The organism is Gymnodinialimonas ulvae (assembly GCF_037543845.1).
Classification (GTDB): Bacteria; Pseudomonadota; Alphaproteobacteria; order Rhodobacterales; family Rhodobacteraceae; genus Gymnodinialimonas; species Gymnodinialimonas ulvae.
On sequence record NZ_JBBIFX010000001.1, the window covers coordinates 1,890,720 to 1,912,735 of the forward strand.

Annotated in this window: 21 protein-coding genes; 18 read left to right on the top strand and 3 right to left on the bottom strand. The window is 63.7% G+C overall.

Going from position 1 to position 22,016, the window contains the following annotated elements; translation table 11 throughout:
• Positions 1–34: 34 nt before the first annotated feature.
• Positions 35–541, top strand: a complete 507-nt coding sequence (locus V8J83_RS09190; RefSeq protein ID WP_339985671.1) for a hypothetical protein — start codon at positions 35–37, stop codon at positions 539–541.
• 18 nt (positions 542–559) lie between these two features.
• Here V8J83_RS09190 and V8J83_RS09195 read toward each other — a convergent pair whose 3' ends face one another.
• A complete protein-coding gene (locus V8J83_RS09195; protein ID WP_339985673.1) occupies positions 560–1,993 on the bottom strand; it encodes a Glu/Leu/Phe/Val family dehydrogenase in 1,434 nt (477 codons plus the stop codon).
• Between the two features lie 293 nt (positions 1,994–2,286).
• Between V8J83_RS09195 and V8J83_RS09200 the strand changes: the two genes are divergently transcribed.
• The 7 genes from V8J83_RS09200 (at position 2,287) to V8J83_RS09230 (ending at position 10,507) form a co-directional block, all read left to right on the top strand.
• On the top strand, positions 2,287–4,188 hold the full coding sequence (locus tag V8J83_RS09200; protein WP_339985675.1) for a pilus assembly protein TadG-related protein: 1,902 nt from the start codon (positions 2,287–2,289) through the stop codon (positions 4,186–4,188).
• Positions 4,189–4,199: 11 nt separating this feature from the next.
• Positions 4,200–4,739: a TadE/TadG family type IV pilus assembly protein gene (locus tag V8J83_RS09205; RefSeq protein WP_339985678.1), complete on the top strand. Its 540-nt coding sequence runs from the start codon at positions 4,200–4,202 to the stop codon at positions 4,737–4,739.
• Positions 4,740–4,751: 12 nt separating this feature from the next.
• On the top strand, positions 4,752–5,321 hold the full coding sequence (locus V8J83_RS09210) for a TadE/TadG family type IV pilus assembly protein (protein WP_339985680.1): 570 nt from the start codon (positions 4,752–4,754) through the stop codon (positions 5,319–5,321).
• Between the two features lie 110 nt (positions 5,322–5,431).
• Complete coding sequence (locus tag V8J83_RS09215) at positions 5,432–6,685, top strand: sarcosine oxidase subunit beta family protein (RefSeq protein WP_339986056.1); 1,254 nt, start codon at positions 5,432–5,434, stop codon at positions 6,683–6,685.
• 102 nt (positions 6,686–6,787) lie between these two features.
• Complete coding sequence (locus tag V8J83_RS09220; protein ID WP_339985682.1) at positions 6,788–7,051, top strand: sarcosine oxidase subunit delta; 264 nt, start codon at positions 6,788–6,790, stop codon at positions 7,049–7,051.
• Positions 7,048–9,981, top strand: a complete 2,934-nt coding sequence (locus V8J83_RS09225; RefSeq protein ID WP_339985684.1) for a sarcosine oxidase subunit alpha family protein — start codon at positions 7,048–7,050, stop codon at positions 9,979–9,981. The genes V8J83_RS09220 and V8J83_RS09225 overlap by 4 nt, the downstream gene beginning before the upstream one ends.
• Positions 9,974–10,507, top strand: coding sequence for a sarcosine oxidase subunit gamma (locus V8J83_RS09230; RefSeq protein ID WP_339985686.1), 534 nt, complete (start codon positions 9,974–9,976; stop codon positions 10,505–10,507). Before V8J83_RS09225 ends, V8J83_RS09230 begins: the two co-directional genes overlap by 8 nt.
• On the opposite strand, the gene V8J83_RS09235 is transcribed toward V8J83_RS09230, so the two are convergent.
• Positions 10,504–11,121, bottom strand: coding sequence for a Flp family type IVb pilin (locus V8J83_RS09235; RefSeq protein WP_339985688.1), 618 nt, complete (start codon positions 11,119–11,121; stop codon positions 10,504–10,506). The genes V8J83_RS09230 and V8J83_RS09235 overlap by 4 nt on opposite strands.
• Positions 11,122–11,283: 162 nt before the next feature.
• Here V8J83_RS09235 and dnaG point away from each other — a divergent pair, with 162 nt between their 5' ends.
• The 9 genes from dnaG to V8J83_RS09280 all read left to right on the top strand — a co-directional run bounded on the left by dnaG (position 11,284) and on the right by V8J83_RS09280 (position 18,527).
• Entirely contained in the window at positions 11,284–13,239 is a 1,956-nt protein-coding gene (dnaG, locus tag V8J83_RS09240; protein ID WP_339985690.1) for a DNA primase, read from the top strand.
• A gap of 83 nt (positions 13,240–13,322) precedes the next feature.
• Positions 13,323–15,326, top strand: a complete 2,004-nt coding sequence (gene rpoD / locus V8J83_RS09245; RefSeq protein WP_339985692.1) for an RNA polymerase sigma factor RpoD — start codon at positions 13,323–13,325, stop codon at positions 15,324–15,326.
• A gap of 20 nt (positions 15,327–15,346) precedes the next feature.
• Entirely contained in the window at positions 15,347–16,075 is a 729-nt protein-coding gene (locus V8J83_RS09250; RefSeq protein WP_339985694.1) for a sulfotransferase family protein, read from the top strand.
• Positions 16,076–16,129: 54 nt separating this feature from the next.
• Positions 16,130–16,354: an AbrB/MazE/SpoVT family DNA-binding domain-containing protein gene (locus V8J83_RS09255; RefSeq protein WP_339985696.1), complete on the top strand. Its 225-nt coding sequence runs from the start codon at positions 16,130–16,132 to the stop codon at positions 16,352–16,354.
• Positions 16,351–16,728, top strand: coding sequence for a type II toxin-antitoxin system death-on-curing family toxin (locus tag V8J83_RS09260; protein WP_339985699.1), 378 nt, complete (start codon positions 16,351–16,353; stop codon positions 16,726–16,728). Before V8J83_RS09255 ends, V8J83_RS09260 begins: the two co-directional genes overlap by 4 nt.
• Positions 16,722–17,078 carry a YigZ family protein gene (locus V8J83_RS09265; RefSeq protein WP_339986058.1) on the top strand — a complete coding sequence of 119 codons (357 nt, stop codon included), beginning with the start codon at positions 16,722–16,724 and terminating at the stop codon, positions 17,076–17,078. Before V8J83_RS09260 ends, V8J83_RS09265 begins: the two co-directional genes overlap by 7 nt.
• A 185-nt stretch (positions 17,079–17,263) precedes the next feature.
• Complete coding sequence (locus V8J83_RS09270; RefSeq protein WP_339985701.1) at positions 17,264–17,542, top strand: HlyU family transcriptional regulator; 279 nt, start codon at positions 17,264–17,266, stop codon at positions 17,540–17,542.
• Positions 17,543–17,604: 62 nt separating this feature from the next.
• Positions 17,605–18,003, top strand: a complete 399-nt coding sequence (locus V8J83_RS09275) for a thiol-disulfide oxidoreductase DCC family protein (protein WP_339985703.1) — start codon at positions 17,605–17,607, stop codon at positions 18,001–18,003.
• Positions 18,000–18,527, top strand: coding sequence for a DUF4166 domain-containing protein (locus V8J83_RS09280; RefSeq protein WP_339985705.1), 528 nt, complete (start codon positions 18,000–18,002; stop codon positions 18,525–18,527). Before V8J83_RS09275 ends, V8J83_RS09280 begins: the two co-directional genes overlap by 4 nt.
• On the opposite strand, the gene meaB is transcribed toward V8J83_RS09280, so the two are convergent.
• Positions 18,524–19,498, bottom strand: a complete 975-nt coding sequence (gene meaB, locus V8J83_RS09285) for a methylmalonyl Co-A mutase-associated GTPase MeaB (RefSeq protein ID WP_339985707.1) — start codon at positions 19,496–19,498, stop codon at positions 18,524–18,526. The two genes, V8J83_RS09280 and meaB, sit on opposite strands and share 4 nt — an antisense overlap.
• A gap of 87 nt (positions 19,499–19,585) precedes the next feature.
• On the opposite strand from meaB, the gene hrpB reads away from it, so the two are divergent.
• On the top strand, positions 19,586–22,000 hold the full coding sequence (gene hrpB, locus V8J83_RS09290; RefSeq protein WP_339985709.1) for an ATP-dependent helicase HrpB: 2,415 nt from the start codon (positions 19,586–19,588) through the stop codon (positions 21,998–22,000).
• The last annotated feature ends 16 nt before the right edge of the window (positions 22,001–22,016 follow it).

The following is a 22,016-nucleotide window of genomic DNA, read 5'->3' on the forward strand; positions in this document are numbered from 1 at the left end:
CGTCCATTCTGCGCGGAGGCACGGAAGGTGTGCGATGGCGCGGAAGAAGACGAACGAAGACCCCAACGAAGTGCTGGCCGAGATCACGCCGAAAGGCCCGCGCCGCGTGGCTGCCGTTGGGCTGGCCGGGACACTTGGCGTGCTGTTGCTGTTGATTGCGGGAACGCGCCCGCCCGCAGATCTGGAATGGCTGGCGTTTCTTTTGGTGTTCGGGCTGGGGTGTCTCTGGCTGGCGTGGAGCGTCTGGCAGGCGTCGTCGCGGGTGATCGAATTGACGCGCGTGGAATTGCGCGAGGCCGACGGTCGGGTCCTGTGCAGCATCGACAATGTCGCACGGGTCGACCGGGGCGTCTTCGCCTTCAAACCGGCGGGTGGATTTCTTGTGAAACTCAAGGAACCGATGGGCCGGGTCTATGCGCCCGGCCTCTGGTGGCGGGCCGGACGCACATTGGCCGTTGGCGGCGTGACCGCGCGGAGCCAGGCGAAGGACGTGGCCGACGTCATGACCGTGCTTCTGGTCAAGCGCGATCAGGGTCTCTGACCGCGCCGGAGTGTTTGCTCAGATCCCTTTCGCCTGATAGCTCGACGCGACGCGCCCGATCGACACAAGGAAACCAGCGGTGCGCAGGTCCGTGACATCGTCGCGCGTGTGCCAGACCTCGCGCATCGCGGCATAGGCTCCGCGCATCGTGTCATCGAGGCCGGAGCGGACAAGCTCCAGCTCGCCTGCCCCGCGCAGGTATCTCTGTTTGAAATCCGGCGTCATCGACCACGCCCCGCCCAGATGCGCATCCAGACGCTCCAGCTCATCCACGATCAGCTGATGGCGCGCCTCTTCCTGACGGCGCTGCATGCGGCCAAAGCGGATATGGCTCAGGTTCTTCACCCATTCGAAATAGGACACCGTGACCCCGCCGGCATTGGCGTAAAGGTCGGGAATGATGACCGTGCCCTTCTCCATCAGGATATCATTTGCCCCCGCCGTCACCGGCCCGTTGGCCGCCTCGATAATCAGCGGCGCCTTGATCCTTGCGGCATTCGAGAGGTTGATCACCCCTTCCAATGCGGCAGGGATCAGGATGTCGGATTCGGCTTCGAGGCACGCGGTCCCGTCTTCGATATAGTGGCCGTTCGGGTAGCCCTTCACGCCGCCATGGTCGGCGATCCAGTGGCGCAACGCGTCAACATCGACCCCCTCGGCGTCGTGGATCGCCCCGTCACGCTCGATCACGTGGGTGATCACGCTGCCGTCCTCCTCTGACAGGAACTTCGCGGCATGGTAGCCGACGTTGCCGAGGCCCTGCACGATCACGCGCTTGCCGTCGAGCGAGCCGCTCAGCCGCGCCTTCGCTATGTCCTCGGGATGGCGGAAAAACTCCTGCAGCGCGTATTGCACACCGCGGCCCGTGGCCTCCACCCGGCCCTGGATGCCGCCGGCATGGGGCGGTTTGCCGGTCACGCAGGCGCGCGCGTTGATGTCGGTGGTGTTCATCCGGGCATATTGATCGGCCATGATCGCCATCTCGCGCTCACCGGTGCCCATATCGGGGGCGGGCACGTTCTGCGCGGGATCGATCAGGTCACGCTTGATCAGCTCATAGGCGAAGCGGCGCGTGATCTTCTCGATCTCGTCGGCATCGTATTCACGCGGATCAATACACAACCCACCCTTGGAGCCGCCAAACGGCGCTTCGACCAGCGCGCATTTGTAAGTCATCAACGCGGCCAGCGCCTCGACCTCATCCTGACTGACACCCAGCGAATAGCGGATACCGCCCTTCACGGGTTCAGTATGTTCCGAATGGACCGATCGGTAGCCCGTGAAGGTCTGCACCCTGCCACGCAACTTGACGCCGAACCGAACCGTATAGGTGGAGTTGCAGACGCGGATCTTCTCCTCCAACCCCGGCGGCAGATCCAGAAGCGCCGCAGCGCGGTTGAACATCAGATCTACGGATTCCCGGAAACTGGGCTCTGCCCGGTTGGTCGTCATGGCGCGTCTCCCTTCGCGTTCGTCCCGGCCCGGGTTGCTCTTGGGCGCGGATCGGCGCGCACAGGTCCAGACAAAGGGCCGCGTGCGCCCACCCGCAGAAGGGCACACCACTGGGCCGCATGCAACCAAACGTTGTCTAAGAATTGGTTAATCGGCCCGGGGTCTCCGTCCAAAACGACCCCAATCCTCCACGTCCTCGCCCAATTTTCGCCTTTGTTTCAGGTGAAATCAGAGGGTGGCGTGGTCTGAAAAGTTGCTCACGTCATTGGGTACATCATTGTGGAGGGCAGGCCATGGAAGGCCTTGTCGGTAAAATGGCGACTTCGGCGCGGGCTTGGGCTGCGCGCCTGTCGCCGGTGCAATTCGCGAAGAAGCAGGACGGGACCGTCACCGCCTTCGCCGTGTTGATCTTCGTCCTTATGGTCGGCGCAAGCGGCATCGCAATCGACGTGATGCGCTACGAGACACAGCGCACGCAACTGCAATACACTCTGGACCGCGCGATCCTCGCCGCGGCCTCTCTGACGCAGCCCTACGACCCCGAGGGCGTTGTCCGCAACTATTTCGATATTTCCGGCATCGAGAATTACCGCCTCGATGTCCGGGTCGATGAAGGCCTCAACTTCCGCCGCGTGCATGCCTATGCCGAGCTTGAAGTGCGCTCGATGTTCATGTCGCTGTTTGGTGTGCACGTGATGACCTCTCCCGCCATCGGGGCGGCCGAGGAACGCGTGCGCAACATCGAAGTGTCCATGGTCCTCGATATCTCGGGCTCGATGGGCAGCAACAACCGGATGACGAACATGCGCCCTGCCGCGCGTGAATTTGTGACCGAAGTCCTGAGCGCAAACGCGACGCTGAATGCCGAGAACCTCGTGACTGTGTCGATCGTTCCCTACAACGGGCGCGTCAACAGCGGTGCGATGATCGACAGCGTGTTCACCTTCGACGGCACGCAGGCTGCGTCGAATTGTGCCCGCTTCGATGCCGCGCCGAACAACTATTCCTTCGACCCTTCCAACGGCTGGTCGAGCTGGACCGCAAGTTCCTGGGCGGCGTCAGATTTCACGAACACCGCAATCGATCCGGCGGTGCCCATCGCACGCATCGCCCATTGGGACAGGAACAACGAGTCCTCTGACCAATTCTTTCAGTCGCCGCATTGTCAGACCGACGGATACGCCGAGATCCTCCCGTGGCAACACGAGGAAACGGTGCTCCACACTCATATCAACAGCCTCAACACCGGTGGCTGGACCGCCATTGACCTGGGTATGAACTGGGCTGTTGGCCTTCTGGATCCAACCGCGAATACCGCGGTTCAGGCGCTCATCGCCTCCGGGGATGTCCATCCGGATTTCGACGATCGCCCGGCTCCGTTCGTGGACGGTGACGATTCCACATTGCTCGATGATGAAACCATCAAGGTCGTCGTGATGATGACCGATGGGGCCAATACCAACCAATACGACATCCGCGATGAATATTATCGCCTCAACGGCGGTCCGCGCCCTTCGGTCATCTTCACCTACGACTCTGATGACGATGACCTGTTCGAACCGTGGCCCGGCCCGGATCGCGTGTCAATCTGGTTGGAGGACCGCCGCCAGTTCTGGATCCCGCAGGGTGATCCACGTTCAGGTGCCGGCTACTGGGCGGACGCCCCATTCGCCGGCTATACCGAATACCCCGTGACCAATCGGCAATGGCGCGACCCTGACGAAAATGGCACTGAAAATGACGGGCTGGACGCACGCGTCATCGCCTATGCTGAAGCCACCGCTCAAGCGATTGCGAACGGCGATGAGTACCTCGGCTGGTCCGTCAGCTGGCCCTATCTGTGGGACAATTACACCCGCGAATGGATTGCGGAAGAATGGTTGGAACGCGCCGCACGCGCAGATGGGCGGTGGGCTTATCATGACGCGTTCATCGCCAATTCCAGCCATCTCTATGTGAGCCAGAACGACACGCCCATTCCGGCGGACCGTAACCTGCGCGCCATTTGTGACGCGGCCAATTCGGCAGGGATCATCATCTACGCCATCGCCTTTGAGGCCCCCGATCGCGGTCAGGACGTGATGCAATATTGCGCCACGACCGATGCCACCTATTACGACGTCGAAGGTCTGGAGATCAGTGAGGCGTTTGAGAACATCGCCCGGTCGATCAACCAGCTTCGCCTCATCCAGTGACGGAGCGCGACATGCAGATCACACGTCACATCAAGGGCTTCTGGCGCGACGAAGGCGGAACGGCCACGATCGAGATGGTCATCATGTTCCCGCTCATGATGCTGATGTTCATGGCCGCCTTCGAGACGGCCCTGATCCTGACCCGTCAGATCATGCTGGAACGCACGCTCGACATGTCGGTGCGCGTGTTGCGGCTGGCGCAGGGCGTGGTGACCGATGCCGATGCGGTGCGCGACACGATTTGTTCCAACACCAGCATGCTGCCCAATTGCGACACGTTGCTGACCATCGACCTGCAAGTCATCGACACCACGTACGAGCCGCCGGCGAACGACCAGATTTGCGCCGAACGGGACACCGTCAACAACGTCGTCATCCGTCCCGACAACACCTTCAACCAGGGCGGCAACAACGAATTCGTGCTGATCCGAACCTGCCTTGTCGTCGATCCGATCCTGCCGTTCTCGGGCTTCGGCCTGAGCCTCGCGCGCGACGACTCCGGTGGCATGCACATGTCCGCAAGCAGCATTTTCGTTAACGAACCAAGCTGAGGAGCAGATCAAATGAACCGACTTCTCAACCATTTCTGGCGTGAAGAACGCGCCGCGGTCGCCTTTGAAAGCGTTATCATCTTCCCGATCCTGGTCTGGGCCTGGGTGGGAACGTTCACCTTCTTCGACGCCTACCGGGTTTACAACACCTCGATCAAGGCGACCTTCACGGTCGCCGACCTGATCTCGCGTCAGGAACAATCCATCGATCCGACCGAGATGGATGGATACGCCAACATGCTGGCCTCGATGATCCGCGACCACGACGGTGTCAGCATGCGCGCGACCGAAATTCATCGCGCCAACGACGGCAACTTCCGCATCGTATGGAGCCATGCCACCGGCACCCTTGCGCGGCTTTGTGGCAACAGCCTTGCGTCGATCCAGGATCGGTTGCCCAACGTGGCGATCGGCGAGCGTTTCGTAATCGTGGAAAGCTTCATCGACTTTGACCCGGCCTTCAACATGGGCGTCAACGACCTCGATTTCGAGAACTTCACCATCACCCGCCCGCGCTATGCCGGTCGCGTCCCGTATGGCGGTGAGCAATGCCCGCCACCCACGGCGCCCGCGACAACCTAGACGTCGCGCTCGGGCGCGCCGGTGTCGCGTGCAAGACTTCCACGCACCCGGCCCTGCCGCTAAGTTGCCCTGAACGACGGCGTCGCGCCGCGTGATCTTGAGGGGCGATGATGCGCTATTCCGGCCTGAATGTGCTGTGGCAAGGCTTGACCGGCAACCGGGGCTGGCGGCCCGCATGGCGCACCCCCGATCCCAAACCCGAATACGACATCGTCCTCATCGGCGGTGGCGGGCACGGCCTGTCGACGGCGCATTACCTGGCGGCGGAACACGGGCTGAACAATGTAGCCGTGCTGGAAAAGGGCTACCTCGGCGGCGGCAATGTCGGGCGCAACACAACCATCGTGCGCGCCAATTACATCCTGGACGGAAATTCGCAGTTCTACAGCCATTCCATGAAGCTCTGGGAAGGTTTGGAAGGCGCGCTCAACTACAACGTGATGCACAGCCAGCGCGGCATCATCAACCTGTTCCACTCCGACGGGCAGCGTGATGCCTTTGCCCGGCGCGGCAATGCGATGATCAATCAGGGCGATGATGCCATCTTGCTGGACCGCGAGGGCGTGCGCGCGATGCTGCCGTATCTTGATTACGAGCAGACACGGTTTCCGATCTATGGTGGGCTTTACCATCCGCGCGGCGGTACGGCGCGCCATGACGCGGTCGCCTGGGGCTATGCGCGGGGCGCCGACAGCCGCGGCGTTGACCTGATCCAGAACTGCGAAGTCACTGGTATTGATATAGAAAACGGCGCTGTGCGCGGCGTGCAGACCTCACGCGGAGCGATCCGAGCGAAGAAAATCGGTATCGTCGTCGCGGGACGGTCGAGCCAGGTCGCAGCCATGGCGGGCCTGCGCCTGCCCATCGAATCCCACGTGCTGCAAGCCTTCGTCACCGAAGGGCTGAAACCCGTCATCGACCACGTCATCAGCTATGGCATGGGCCATTTCTACATCAGCCAATCCGACAAGGGCGGGCTGGTCTTTGGCGGCGATCTGGACTTCTACCCGAGCTACGCCGCACGCGGGAACCTGCCCATGGCCGAACACGTGGTGGAAGCCGGGATGACCCTTATGCCGATGATCGGAAAGGCAAAAATGCTCCGCTCGTGGGGCGGGATCATGGATATGTCGCCCGATGGCTCGCCGATCATCGACCGCACCCATATCGACGGGCTCTACCTCAATTGCGGCTGGTGCTACGGCGGGTTCAAGGCCGTGCCGGCCTCGGGCCATTGCTTTGCACATCTGCTGGCGACCGACCGGCCCCATGCGGCGGCGGAAAAATTCCGCCTCGACCGGTTCAACACCGGCCACGGCCTTCTGGATGAGGAGGCGACCGGTGCGCAACATAACCTCCACTGAACCCCGTTCGATGGAACGCATGCGCACACATCTGAACGCGCTTTCGGCAAAAAGGGCGTTCCTCTGCACGGGGTTTGCCAGCGTCGCGGGGGAGGGTCTCTGATGCGCATCCCCTGCCCGCTTTGCGGCGACCGAGACCAGCGCGAATTCACCGTCCGCGGCCATGCCGTGGGATTGGACCGACCCGAGGGCGAGACATGGTCCGCCGCGTGGAATGCCTTCATCCACCTGCGCGAAAATCCCGCCGGGCGCACGCGAGAGCTTTGGCATCATTCCGGCGGCTGCGGCGCGTGGATCGTGGTCGAGCGCGACACAATCACCCATGAGATCTATGCCACCACGCTGGCCTCGGAGGGGCAACCATGAGGCTCCATGGCAAAGGCCTGATCGACCGCGACGCGCCGGTGCGGTTCCATTTCAACGGGAAGGCGATTGAGGGCTTCAAGGGCGATACGGTCGCCTCCGCCCTGATTGCCAATGGTGTGAAACTGGTTGGGCGCTCATTCAAATACCACCGCCCACGCGGCATCCTGACGGCAGGCTCAGAAGAACCCAACGCCCTGATCCAAGTCGGGGCGGGCGACGCGATGTTGCCCAACGTGCGGGCGACCGTGCAGGAGATTTACACCGGGCTTGAGACCCACAGTCAAAACCATATCGGGCCGTTGGCCTATGACCTTCTGAGTGTGAACGACCTGTTTGCGCCGTGGCTCAGCGCGGGGTTCTATTACAAGACGTTCATGTGGCCACGCGCGTTCTGGGAAAAGGTCTACGAGCCTGCCATTCGCCGCGCCGCCGGTCTGGGCCGCATGACGCGGGACGCCAGCCCGGAGGAAAGCGAGCGGGCGTTTGCGTTTTGTGACTTGCTGGTGATCGGCGGCGGGCCTGCGGGATTGATGGCGGCCCTGACGGCGGCGCGGTCGGGGGCGGATGTGATCCTGGCCGAGGAGATGCCCGATCTGGGTGGTCGGTTGGTGGCCGATAATGAGGTGATCGACGGGGTCCCCGCGCAGATCTGGATCGATGAGACACACACGGCGCTGCGCGAGACGGGGCGGGTGCGGATCATGTCGCGCACCACGGTGACCGGGGTTTACGACGGGCTGACCTTTGCTGCGGTGGAGCGGGTGAGCCAGCATTTGCCCCATCATCCGGCGCTGCCGCGCGAGTGTTTCTGGCGCATCCGGGCGGGTCAGGCGGTGCTGGCGGCGGGCGCGTTGGAGCGGCCCATCGCCTTTCCCGACAACGACCGCCCCGGCATCATGATGGCCTCGGCCATTCGCACCTATGTGAACCGCTATGGCGTCAGCCCCGGCGAAAAGGTGAGCCTTTTTACCAACAACCCCGATGCCCATGCCACCGCATGCGACCTGATCGACGCGGGCGTGGATTGCACCGTGATCGATACCCGCCCGGACGCCGAGGCAACAGGGGCCTATCGCCTGATCGCGGGGGCGGAGGTTGTCGGCACCAAGGGGCGGCAGGCCCTGCGCGCGATCAGCTATCGCACCGCGTCCGGCACCTATCAGCTTCAGTCCGATTGTCTTGGTGTGTCGGGCGGCTGGAACCCGACGGTTCACCTGACCTGCCATATGGGCGCGAAGCCTGTCTGGGAGGACCAGATCAACGCTTTCGTCCCCGCAGAGAACGCCATTCCCGGCCTGCATGTTGCGGGCGCGTGCGATGGGCGCTTATCGATCTGGGACGCGATTGTGAGTGGTGCGGACGCGGCAGAGGCCGCTCTCACCGCCTTGGGTCGTAAAGTCGATCGCACGCACCACATGCTTCCCAAGGTGCATATGGAGGGTGGCAATGGCGCAGGGTTGCATTTCGTTGAGGCGAAGGGGCGCGCGTGGTTGGATTTCGCCAATGACGTGACCACGAAAGACGTGGCGCAATCGGCGAAGGAAGGCTTCGCGTCGGTCGAGCATATGAAGCGCTACACGACGCAGGGCATGGCACCGGATCAGGGCAAATCGTCGAACATCGCGGCACTGGCGATCCTGGCCGATGCGACGGGGCGCAGCATCCCCGAGACCGGGACCACGACCTATCGCCCGCCTTACACGCCGGTGGCGATCGGGACGATGGGGGCGGGCGCGCAGGGCCGCGGCTTTGCGCCGGAGCGGTTTACGACATCGCACAAGGCGGTGGTGGCGCGGGGCGCACCGATGATCGAAGCGGGATTGTGGTATCGGCCATCCTACGTGCCCGCGCCCGGTGAGACGCATTGGCGGCAAAGCTGCGACCGGGAGGTTGGTCTGGTCCGCGATGCGGTGGGCGTGGTCGATGTCTCCACCCTCGGCAAGATCGAAATCATCGGGCCGGATGCCGGAGCGTTCCTCGATTTCTTATACACGAATATGTTCTCCACCCTGAAGCCCGGGCGCGTGCGCTATGGCTTGATGCTGCGCGAAGATGGGCATGTGATGGACGATGGCACCACCGCGTGCCTGGCCGAGGGCCATTACGTGATGACCACCACAACCGCCGCCGCCGGGCAGGTCATGGCGCATATGGAATTTGTCGCGCAGGGGTTGCGCCCCGATCTTGACGTGCGGTTCACCTCCGTCACCGAGCAATGGGCGCAGTTCTCCGTCGCGGGTCCGCGCGCGCGCGATCTTCTCAACGGGATCCTCGACGCGCCGATTGACGACGCCAGCTTTCCGTTCATGCAATGTGGCGTGGTGCGCGCCCACGGCATCGACGGGCGGCTGTTCCGGATCTCGTTCTCGGGCGAACATGCCTATGAGGTGGCCGTGCCCGCGGCCTTTGGCGATGCGCTTTACCGCGACCTGGTGGCGCGGGCCGAGGCGCTTGGCGGCGGGGCCTACGGGATGGAGGCGCTCAACGTGTTGCGGCTTGAGAAGGGCTTCATCACCCATGCCGAAATCCACGGACGCGTCACCGCATTCGATGTCGGCCTGCAGGGCCTTCTGTCCGGAAAGAAGGATTTCATCGGCAAGGCAGCCGCCACGCGCCCCGGCCTTCTTATGGAAAATCGCGAACGCCTTGTGGGCCTCAAACCCGTCGGCGCGGTGCAGGAATTGACCGCGGGCGCGCATCTTTTTGCGCCCGAGGCCGAGGTCACGCGCGAAAACGATCTGGGCTATGTGACATCGGTCGGTTTTTCGCCGACGTTGGGCCATTTCATTGGTCTTGGGTTTCTCAAGAATGGCCCCGACCGCGTTGGCCACCACATGAAAATGGTCGACCACCTGCGCGGTGTCACCGCCGAGGTTGAGATTTGCGACCCGGTCTTCTTCGATGCGGATGGAGGGCGCGCCCGTGGCTAATCTGATCGCCAAATCGCCGTTCGACGGGCTTTTGCCGCTGACCGTGGGGCGGGTGCAAGTGACCGAGATCACCTGTGACGCGATCACCTGGGTCGCGCCGCACAAGGGCCAGATGGCCAAGGTGTCCCGCGCGCTCGACGGCCAGGTTGGCGCGGATTTCCCCGCGCCCAACACGCATGCCAACGGCGTCGTGTGGTTCGGGCCCGAACAGGCGCTGGTGCTGGGGGCGCCGCTCAAACCCATCGCGGGCGCCGCCCTTGTCGACCACGGCAGCGCCTGGGCGATCTGCGCGCTTGACGGCGCGGATGCGGCAGAGGTCCTGGCGCGGCTGGTTCCGATCGACCTGCGCGACGGCGTGTTCGGTCCGGGCGCTGCGGCGCGGACGCTTCTGGGGCATATGAACTGTGTTCTGATGCGGACCGGACCGGACCGGTTTCAGGTCATGGTCTTCCGCTCGATGGCGGCCAGCTGCGCGCATGAAATCTCGCGCGCCATGGCCATGGTCGCCGCCCGGCCGGTTTCTTAGGCGGGCGGCGTCACACCGCGATTGACCAAGACCACGTCCAGCGCGGCAACGACTTCGCTGGCCTGCGGAAAGGCGGCATTGCCGACGCGCGCGGCCCAGATCTCGCGTTGAGCAAGGACTTCCTGCGCCACGACCGCGTCATCGAGCGCCTCTTCCACCAGGGCTTCGATCACCTCTTCAACCACCAATGCGGCGTCGACGATCAAGACTTCCGGGTCACTTTCGACGACCGGCAGCTCGGCCACCTCGATCTCTTCGCCCTCGGGGTCGATCTCGCCCGATCCGTCGGAGCCCGCACCACCGCCGGTGCCGGTCCCGAAACCGCCGCCCAGATCGCGCCAATCGCTATTGCCGACACCGCCCGCACTGCCCGATCCGCCAAAGCCGGACCCGCCTTCGCCGGGGCGCACACCACCGGGCAAGCCATTGGGAACCGTACCGATTTCGAATTGCGCCAATTGGCCAGTCACATTGCCGACCAAACCATTCGTGCCATCCGACACAACCGTCAACATGGCCATGACACCGGCCACGACACCCGCGCCCATCATCACCCAATCGACACCGACGGCACCGGATTCACTTCTAAGGAAAAAAAGCGCACTGAACGTCATGCACGGGTACTCCAAACACACTACTAAACTACAGAAAACACTGCGCAGTTTTGTAGAAACTACGTGACAAACCTTCTCCAGTCTATGCTCAAGTCGTAAACAATCCGTATCCAAGACCGGCATCGGGTGGACACTTTTTTCGCCGCGATGGATACTCCGACCATGTCCCTTCCACCCGGATTCCTTGATGAGCTTCGCAACCGAACCTCCATCGCGCAGGTGGTGGGCCGCAAGGTCATATGGGACAACAGAAAATCCAATCAGGCCAAGGGCGACATGTGGGCGCCCTGCCCGTTCCATCAGGAAAAGACCGCCTCGTTCCACGTCGAAGACCGCAAGGGATTCTACTATTGCTTCGGCTGTCACGCCAAGGGTGACATGTTCAAATTCGTCCAGGAGACCGAGAACATTGGCTTCATGGAGGCCGTCGAATTGCTCGCCCGCGAAGCCGGAATGACCATGCCCGCGCGCGATCCCAAGGCGCAGGAAAAGGCCGATCACAACACAGAACTGGCCAAGGCGACGGAGGCGGCGGTGTCTTGGTTCCGCCTGCAACTCAAGACCGGGGCGGCGGCGGATGCCCGCGCCTATCTCGAACGACGCGGCATGGACGCGGCCACGCTCGACCGGTTCGAGATCGGCTTTGCGCCCGACAGTTGGCAGGGCCTGTGGGACGCGCTCAAGGGCAAGGGGTTCAGCGATGCGCAATTGCTGGAAACCGGTCTCGCCAAGCCCAGTCAGAAGGGCGGCAAGCCCTATGACACGTTTCGCGGGCGCATCATCTTTCCGATCCGCGATCCGCGCGGGCGTTGCGTCGGCTTTGGCGGGCGCGCGATGGATCCCAATGACAATGCCAAGTACCTGAATTCGCCGGAAACCGCGCTTTTCGACAAGGGTCGGAGCCTCTATCACCACGGCCCTGCGCGCGAGGCGGCGGGCAAGGGGCAGCCGCTTATCGTGGCCGAGGGGTACATGGATGTCATCGCACTGGTGAAGGCCGGGTTTGGCGCCGCCGTGGCCCCACTTGGGACCGCGATCACGGAAGATCAGCTGCGCCTGATGTGGCGTATCACCGACGAGCCGATCATCACGCTGGATGGCGACAAGGCCGGTCAACGTGCCGCGATGCGCCTGATCGACCTGGCGCTTCCGATGTTGGAGGGCGGCAAGGGCCTGCGGTTTGTGGTGATGCCCGAGGGGATGGATCCCGACGATCTGATCAAAGCGCAGGGTGCCGGCGCGATGCAGGCGCTGCTCGACCGGGCCGAGCCGATGGTCAAATTGCTCTGGCGGCGCGAGACCGAGGGGCATGTTTTCGATAGTCCCGAGCGGCGTTCGGCATTGGATTTGCGGTTGCGCGAGGCGCTCAAGCGGATCGGGGATCCGGGGCTGCGCCGCCATTATGGCGATGCGATTGCCGAGCTGCGCCGCGCGCTTTTCCGGCCCGCCTGGACGCCACGGGGCGCGGGCCGGGGGCCGGGCGCGGGCCGGGGGCCATGGAAAGGCCGCGGTTTTGCCGAGGCACAGGCCCCGCTGGCGACCACCCGCGTGAAAGCCACCGCGCTCAACGGCGAGACCCTGCGCACCGGCTTGATCGTGGCCAGTTGCATCCGGTTTCCCGATCTGATCGACGATTTCGAGGATCAACTCGACCGCCTCAACCCGCGCGATGCCGACCACGCCGCCCTTGCAACCTTGCTTCTCGGTACGACAACCCGCGACCCCGCGACGCTTTTGGACGAGATAAATGCATCGCCGCTCGCCGGGGCTCTTGAAAGCCTGTTGTCGCTTTCCCATTTGGCTATCACTCCGTTCCTGATCGGCGACGGCGACCAAACCCGTGCGGCCGAATGCCTGGCCGAAGAGTTCGCCAAACAATCCGCCGCCCGCGCGATCGAGGACGAAATGGCCGAGGCCACACAGGACCTGGGCGAGATCACCGAGACACAGGACGCGACCCTTGCGTATCGCCTGAACGAAGCGGTGCGCGGCAAACACGCCGCCCTCTCGCCGAAAGGTGAGGACGACGCCGAGCAATTCGGCGAAACCTCCGAGGCGCGGGCAGAGTTCCACAGGTTGCTCTCGACCGCGGGACAAGGCAAGAAAACAAGGAATTAGGGCTTTCCGAATCACTGATTCGCGTTAGATTTGATTTCACTAGCAAGGGTCCGAATCGACCTTAGCCCAAGGGGTAGACACGCATGGCCAAAGACACCGACGATCGTAAGCAGGACGGCGAAGATCAGGAACTTGGCCTCGATATGAGCCAAACCGCCGTCAAGAAGATGATCGCCGACGCGCGGACGAAGGGCTACATCACTTACGATCAGCTCAACACCGTGCTGCCGCCCGAACAGGTGTCCTCCGAACAGATCGAGGATGTGATGTCGATGCTCTCGGAGATGGGCATCAACATCATCGAAGACGAAGAGACCGAAGAGGGCGACGACAAGCAGGAGGGTTCGACCGACGTCGTGGAAACCTCCGGTTCCCGCGAAGTGGCCGTTTCCGCATCCGAGACCGAGAAGCTCGACCGCACCGACGACCCCGTGCGCATGTACCTGCGGGAGATGGGCAGCGTCGAATTGCTGTCACGCGAAGGCGAGATCGCCATCGCCAAGCGCATCGAGGCCGGGCGCAACACCATGATCGCGGGCCTGTGCGAAAGCCCGCTGACGTTCCAGGCCATCACCATCTGGCGCGACGAACTTCTGCAGGAAGACATCCTTCTGCGCGACGTGATCGACCTTGATGCCACCTTCGGCACACAGATGGGCGACGAGGACGACACCCCGGTCGTGGCGCCGACCGCCACCGGATCGACCCCGCCCGGCACGGAGGCCCCGAAGCCGAAACCCGAGCCTGAGCCCGAGCTCGACGCGGACGGCAACCCAATCCAGAAGGACGAGGACGAGGACGAAGACGATCAGGCCAACATGTCGCTCGCCGCGATGGAGGCCACCCTCAAACCGCAGGTCCTCGCCACGCTCGACCGCATCGCCGGCGACTACATGCAGCTCTCCGAAATGCAGGACAGCCGCATCTCCGCGACCCTGAACGAAGACGGCAGCTTCTCCGCCAAGCAGGAGACCGACTACCAGAAACTGCGCGCCGAGATCGTCCTGCTTGTCAACGAATTGCACCTTCACAACAACCGTATCGAAGCCCTCGTCGATCAGCTTTACGGCATCAACCGCCGCATCATGTCCATCGACAGCGCCATGGTGAAACTCGCCGATCAGGCCCGCATCAACCGCCGCGAATTCATCGAGGAATATCGCGGGCAGGAACTCGACCCGACCTGGATGGAACGCATGCAGGGCAAGTCCGGGCGCGGTTGGCAGGCACTGTTTGAACGCTCCACCGGCAAGATCGACGAATTGCGCGGCGACATGGCCCAGGTCGGCCAATATGTCGGCCTCGACATCCCCGAATTCCGCCGCATCGTGAACCAGGTGCAGAAGGGCGAAAAAGAAGCCCGTCAGGCCAAGAAGGAAATGGTCGAAGCCAACCTGCGCCTCGTGATTTCCATCGCCAAGAAATACACCAACCGCGGCCTGCAATTCCTCGACCTGATCCAGGAAGGCAACATCGGCCTGATGAAGGCCGTCGACAAATTCGAATATCGCCGTGGCTACAAATTCTCCACCTACGCGACGTGGTGGATCCGGCAGGCGATCACCCGCTCCATCGCCGACCAGGCGCGCACGATCCGTATCCCCGTGCATATGATCGAGACGATCAACAAGCTGGTCCGCACCGGTCGCCAGATGCTCCACGAAATCGGCCGGGAGCCGACGCCGGAAGAGCTCGCCGAAAAGCTGCAAATGCCGCTCGAAAAAGTCCGCAAGGTGATGAAAATCGCCAAGGAGCCGATTTCGCTGGAGACACCGATCGGTGACGAGGAAGACAGCCAGCTTGGCGATTTCATCGAGGACAAGAACGCCGTCCTACCGTTGGACAGCGCCATTCAGGAGAACCTGAAAGAGACGACGACGCGGGTTCTGGCCTCCCTGACGCCGCGCGAGGAGCGGGTTCTGCGGATGCGCTTCGGCATCGGGATGAACACCGACCACACGCTTGAGGAAGTGGGCCAGCAGTTCTCCGTCACCCGCGAACGGATCCGCCAGATCGAAGCGAAGGCGCTGCGGAAGCTGAAGCATCCGAGCCGGTCACGGAAGCTGCGGAGTTTCCTGGATCAGTGAGGGGCCAGGGGCTTTAACTGGTGCCGATTCTGAAGCATAGCCACAAGCGCGACGTCCTGCTGACTTTGCGGTATGGAAGTCCAGCGCGTTACCCACTGCTTTCCAGCATTCCACGGCAGTATCACAACGCCGTCTTGATGCGTTTCGTTTACAGCAAGCCAGCCAATTTTTTCTACGCGCGTGTTCCCAAATGTGCGAATTCGACGGTTATGGCGACGCTCGGCACACATCTGGGCGTTAAGGACGACGGCACAATAAATGCCAATGGGTTGAAGAAGCGCCTCAATAGCTTCCCAACCGTCCGGCAGTTCAACAATGCTTTTAGATTTACAATAGTACGTGATCCAACCACGCGGATCATCTCGGGGTACCTGGACAAGATCGCACCCAATAAAGGAGAAGACGGCGAAGGTAGACTTCCCTACGTCGGGTTCATGGAATTTCTGCAGGAATTGGAGGCAATGGACTTCAAGCGCAATGCTCATTTTTTACCGCAGACATCCATCATTCCCGGCGGGACCGGCGGGATGGACTACGTTGGGCGGGTCGAAACTCTTCAATCCGATCTCGAGGAAATCTGTAAGCGTGTCTTTGGCTCTTACAACGGCATCAGTAACGAAACCTCGCACCAAACGAACGCGGCAAACCAAAAGCAGCAATTTCTCGTACCCGATACTGTCAAACTAATCCGTCGCCTCTATGAAGCGGATTTCGAGGTGCTCAAATACGCGCCACCCGTAGCAAGTTGATTGGAGTGTCGGACGCGCGCTTGTCTTGATCGCCGTATACACTATTGTATATCCATGATTGAAACCAAAATCCGCAAAGTCGGCAACTCCGCCGTTGTCACCCTCTCGGCTGACATGCTTGCCGTGCTCGACGCCAAGCCCGGCGACGCGCTGTTCGTGACGCGCGCCGACGACGGCTCGCTCAAGCTCACCGCCCACAACCCGGAACTGCAAGCCGCGCTGGCCGCCGCCGAGGACGTGATGGATGACAACCGCGACCTTCTCCAAGGTCTCGCGTGAGTTGGGTCTGGGTTCCGATCCAAGCGCTCTACATCGTTCATGACCGCCAGATCGCCCGCCACGGCGGCGCAGCGGGGCTCCGCGACTCCGCCTTGTTGCAGGCCGCCTGCGCCCGTCCCATCAACCTCGCGGCCTATGGCGACCCGGATGTCCACGCCCTCGCGGCCTCCTACGCGTTCGGGATTGCGAAGGCCCACGCGTTCATCGACGGCAACAAACGCACGGCCTTTGTCGCCTGCGCCACCTTTTTGCGTCTGAATGGCGGGCACATCCTGCGACCGGACCCGTCCAAAGGTGTGCGCATGATGGAAGACCTTGCCGCGTCGATCATCCTAGAGGCGGATTTCGCAGATTGGCTGCGCGCGGAATGCTGACCACCTTCGACGCCGTCCTCACCGACCGCGGCTCCAAATACGCCGTCTCGGGTGCGCCCGCCGCGTCCAAGGCCGACGCCCTCGCCGCTGTCAAAGCCCTCAAACGGAACAAGAAATTCGCGCGTGCCACCCACAACACATGGGCGCTGCTGACCCCCGGCGGCCCCATCAAGAACGACGACGGGGAATCTGGCGCGGGCATGGTGATCGTCCGCATGCTCGAACGGGCAGACCTCCAAAACCACGTCATCATCGTCACCCGCTGGTTCGGCGGCACCCATCTGGGCGGCGACCGTTTCCGCCGGGTGCAGGATTGCGTGAACTACTACCTCGACCACATGGGCCCATAGGGCGGCGGACCCCCGAAACCGCGTTCAAATCATGCTTAACCATAGGTTAACGAAAATAGCTTTATATTTTAAAATCAGATACTTAACCTATGGTTGCAACCTTGCAACCCACCGTTACCTTCCCCTCCTCACCCCATCGCGCTACCATCTGTTCCGACCCATGAAACCACCCGGAGACACAGCCCATGTCCTTCCTCTCCAAACTCTTCGGCGGCGGCGGCAGCAGTAAGGCGGCCAGCACTCCGGCCGAGGACTATGAGGGCTTCCGCATCACCGCGCAGCCGCAGGCCGACGCGGGCGGGCACCGGATCTGCGCCGTGATCGAGAAAGAGATCGACGGCGAGACCAAGACCCACACCATGATCCGCGCCGATATGTGCGCCTCACGCGACGAAGCGCTCGCCACCTCCACCCACAAAGCCAAGCGCCTGATCGACGAACAGGGCGAGGCGATCTTCCGCTGAGCGCCCGCATCGACGCCCTGCCGCACGCGCTGCAAGACCGGCTCGCGGGCCGCGACCTGATCGTGTTTGACGGCGAATGCGTGCTGTGCTCCGGCTTTTTCCGGTTCATCACCAAGGTCGACCGGGCCGAACGCTTTTGCTTCGCCCACGCACAATCGGACTTCGGTCACGCGCTCTATACCGCGCTCGGCCTTTCGAGCGATGATTTCGAGACCAACCTGATCCTCGTCGATGGCCGGATTCACACCCATCTCGACAGTTTCGCCGCCGCCATGCGCGCCGTCGGCTGGCCCTGGCGCGCGCTCGGCGCAATCCGTTTCCTGCCCCGCCCGCTGAAATCCTTTCTCTACATGCGGATCGCGCGGAACCGCTATGCAATCTTCGGCCGGTACGACACCTGCATGATGCCCGATCCAAGCCTCAGCGCCCGGTTCATTGACCGCAAAGAAGGTGCTCCGTGACACTCTATCCCACAGCCATGGGCGCCGCGTTCGGCGGCCTACCCGACGCCTTGCAACGGTTCCATACGGTTGAAGGGCGCTACACGGGCCGGGTGCGCGTGTCCCATGGCAATGGCCTCGCCCGGACCATCGCGCGCGCGGGCGGCATGCCCGGAACTGCAGGCGAGATGCCGTTTTCCTTTCGTCTGACCCACACGAAAGACGCAGAGGTTTGGGAGCGCGATTTTGGCGGTCACATCACGCGCTCGACGCAATGGCTCCACGCGCCCGGCATCGTCGCCGAGAGGGTCGGCAGCAGCGTCTTTCTGATGGCGCCGGAGGTCCGCGACGAGGGCTTGTTTATTCCGATCACGGGGGTCCGCGGTTTCGGCCTGCCGGTGCCGCAGGGCCTGGTGGTCAGTTGCGAGGGCATGGAACGGGTCCGCGATGATGGCGCGGTCACGTTCGATGTGCATGCGCGGGTCCGGGCGCTGGGTTTGATCATCCGCTATCAGGGGACGATGACGCGCAGTGACGACGCCTAACGCAACCGGTCCAGGACATCGCGCGCGGCCGCGGTCGCCGTGGCTTGCCCGCGCGCAACGGCCTCTGCCTGTTCGCGCATCAGCGCCTTGACGTCGGCGTCGCGGGTCAAACGCGCCAGAAGGCCTTCACGCACCTCCTGTTCGAACCAATGGGCGGCCTGTGCAGCGCGGGTGCGGTCCCAATGGCTGTGGGCCTTGCGCCATTCCGCCAGCGCCTGCATCTCGGCCCAGGCTTGCCCGAGCCCATCCCCTTCGACCGCCGAGACGGCGAGCGCCTTGGGAAAATCCTCCGGGTCGTAGGGACGCTTGCGCAGGAGCCGCAACGCCCCGGCGTAATCCGCAACGGTTCGGGTCGCGGTGGCCTTCAGATCGCCGTCGGCCTTGTTGACGAGGATGATATCCGCCATTTCCATTATGCCGCGCTTGACGCCCTGCAATTCGTCCCCGCCCGCCGGGGCCAGCAGCAGGACAAAAAGATCGCACATCTGTGCCACCATGGTCTCCGATTGGCCGACGCCAACCGTTTCGATCAGGACGACGTCGAAGCCAGCCGCCTCACACAGGCTGATGGCCTCCCGCGTGCGCCGCGCGACGCCGCCCAAGGCCGCCGAGGAGGGTGAAGGACGGATGAACGCGCCCTTTTCGCGGCTGAGGCGATCCATCCGGGTCTTGTCGCCGAGGATCGAGCCGCCGGAGCGGGCCGAGCTTGGGTCAACCGCCAGCACGGCAACACGCAAACCCGCCTCGACCAGGCGCATGCCGAAGGCCTCGATGAAGGTGGATTTGCCCACACCCGGCGTGCCGGAAAGGCCGATGCGGAGTGCCTGCCGGTCGAGCGCGCGGAGCTGATCAAGCAAGCCAAGCGCCTGCGCCTGGTGATCGGGGCGGGTGCTTTCGACCAATGTGACGGCACGCGCCAGGGCGCGCCTGTTGCCCGCTGCAACCTTTTCCGCCAGTTCGTCCATGCGCATTGCCTCCGTTCTTGCGCCACATGACGCATTCCGGCGGGCCAAGTCCAGCCGTTGACGCCTCTCACCGACCCGCCTAGGCCAGAGGTCATGGACCTGCCCATTGATGCCATTCTGCCTGATCTTGTCACCGCCTTGCACGCAGAGGGGCGCGCGGTTTTGCAGGCGCCGCCGGGCGCGGGCAAGACCACGCGGGTACCGCTTGCGCTTCTGCCCGAGGTCTCAGGCCGTATCCTGATGCTGGAGCCGCGCCGGTTGGCCGCGCGTGCAGCGGCGGAGCGCATGGCGCAGACACTGGGCGAAGAGGTCGGGCAAACGGTGGGCTACCGCGTGCGCGGCGACAGCGCGGTGAGCGGCGCGACACGGATCGAGGTGGTGACCGAGGGCATCCTGACCCGCATGCTGCAAGACAAACCCGACCTGCCCGGCGTGGGCGCGGTCATCTTCGACGAATTCCACGAACGGTCCCTAAACGCGGATCTTGGGCTCGCGTTGACGTGGGAGGTGCGGGGCGCATTGCGCGACGACCTGTGGCTGGTGGTGATGTCCGCAACGCTTGATGCGGGGCCGGTCGCGGCAATGCTGGCGGATGCGCCGATGATCTCGTCCGAGGGGCGCGCCTTCGCGGTGGAAACCCGTTGGCTCGACAAGCCCACGCGCAAAGAGATGCGGTTCGAGGCGGCGGTGGCCGACCTTGTGATGCAGGCCTTGTCCGAGGCCGAGGGCGGCGCTTTGGTGTTCCTGCCCGGCGAGGGCGAGATCCGGCGCGTGGCCGCAGCCCTGGAGGGACGTGTGCCGTGCGACGTGGTGGTCCGGCCGCTTTTCGGGGCGATGAAACTGTCCGAGCAACGCGCGGCGGTGCGGCCGGAAACCGAAGGGCGCAAACTGGTTCTGGCCACGTCGATTGCCGAGACCTCGCTGACGATCGAGGACGTGCGGATCGTCGTGGACGGGGGACGGTCGCGGCGTGCGCGGTTCGACCCAAGCTCTGGCATGGCACGGCTGGTGACGGAACCAGTGAGCCGGGCGGAGGCCGATCAGCGGTGCGGGCGTGCGGGGCGCGTGGCACCGGGGATCTGCTACCGGATGTGGACGAAGGGGGCCGAAGGGGCCCTGCCCGCCTATCCGCCCGCCGAGATCGAGGCGGCGGATTTGACCGGGTTGGCGTTGGAATTGGCACTGTGGGGCGGGTCCGATGGGTTGGCTTTTTTGACGCCACCGCCTGAAGGCGCGATGGCAGAGGCGCAGACATTGCTGCGCGATCTGGGCGCGCTGGATGCGGACGGGGCCATCACGGACCATGGCAAGGCGCTGGCGGGCATGCCTGTCCATCCGCGCCTCGGGCAGATGCTGGCGCGGGGCGGGGCGGGCGCGGCGCGCCTGGCGGCGCTTCTGGCAGAGCGCGACCCGTTGCGCGGGCAAGGGGCGGATATGAAACGGCGGTTGCGGGCTCTGGATGCGCCCAAGGAGATCCGCGCGGATCCCGGCGAGATGGCCCGGATCCGGCAAGAGGCCAAACGTCTGCGCCGGTTCGAGGGCGGACCCGCGCGCAGCCCTGGCGCGCAGGCGGCGCTGGCCTATCCGGATCGGATCGGGCTGCGCCGCGAGGGTGTGCAGCCGCGGTATGTGTTGTCCGGCGGCAAGGGCGCGGCGCTGCCGGAGGGCGATGGGCTGGCGGGCGCGCGGTTGATCGTGGCCACGGACCTCGATGGTAACCCGAGGGAGGCGCGCATCCGTGCGGCGCTTGAGGTGAGCGAGGCGGAGGTCCGCGCGCTTTACGGGGCACGGATCGCGTGGGTGGATGTCTGCGCCTGGTCGAAGCGGGCGCGGCGGGTCGAGGCGCGGCGGCAGGAGCGCTTCGGCGCGCTGATCCTGGACGATCGGGTGTGGCAGGACGCGGCGCCCGAGGCGATGGCGGAGGCGGTCCTGGACGGCATACGCGATCTTGGGCTTGGCGCGTTGGGATGGTCGAAGCGGGCGAAGCTCTTGCGGGCCAGGGTTGCGTTTTCGGGCGTGGCGGAGATGTCGGATGCGGCGTTGATGGAGCGGTTGGAGGACTGGGCGCTGCCATTCATGGATGGCGTGCGGACGGCGGCGGATCTGGGGCGGTTCGATCCGGCGCCCGCGCTGGAGGCATGGCTGGGATGGGAGCGGATGCAGGAGGTGGCACGGCTCGCCCCGGAGCGCTGGACCTCGCCGCTGGGGCGCGGGGTGGCGATTGATTACAGCGGCGACGTACCGGAGGTGTCCTTGCGCCTGCAGGAGGTGTTCGGGACGCGGGAGCATCCGCGTGTGGGGCCCGGGAACCTTCCGCTGAAGATGGTGCTGCTAAGCCCGGCGCAGAGGCCGGTTCAGGTGACAACGGATTTGCCGGGGTTTTGGGACGGCTCCTATGCCGATGTCCGCAAGGAGATGCGGGCGGCTTATCCCAAGCATCCATGGCCGGAGGACCCGCGCGACGCTGATCCGACGGTAAGGGCAAAGCCGCGAAAAGGCGGGCGCTGACGGACCCAGCAGATGC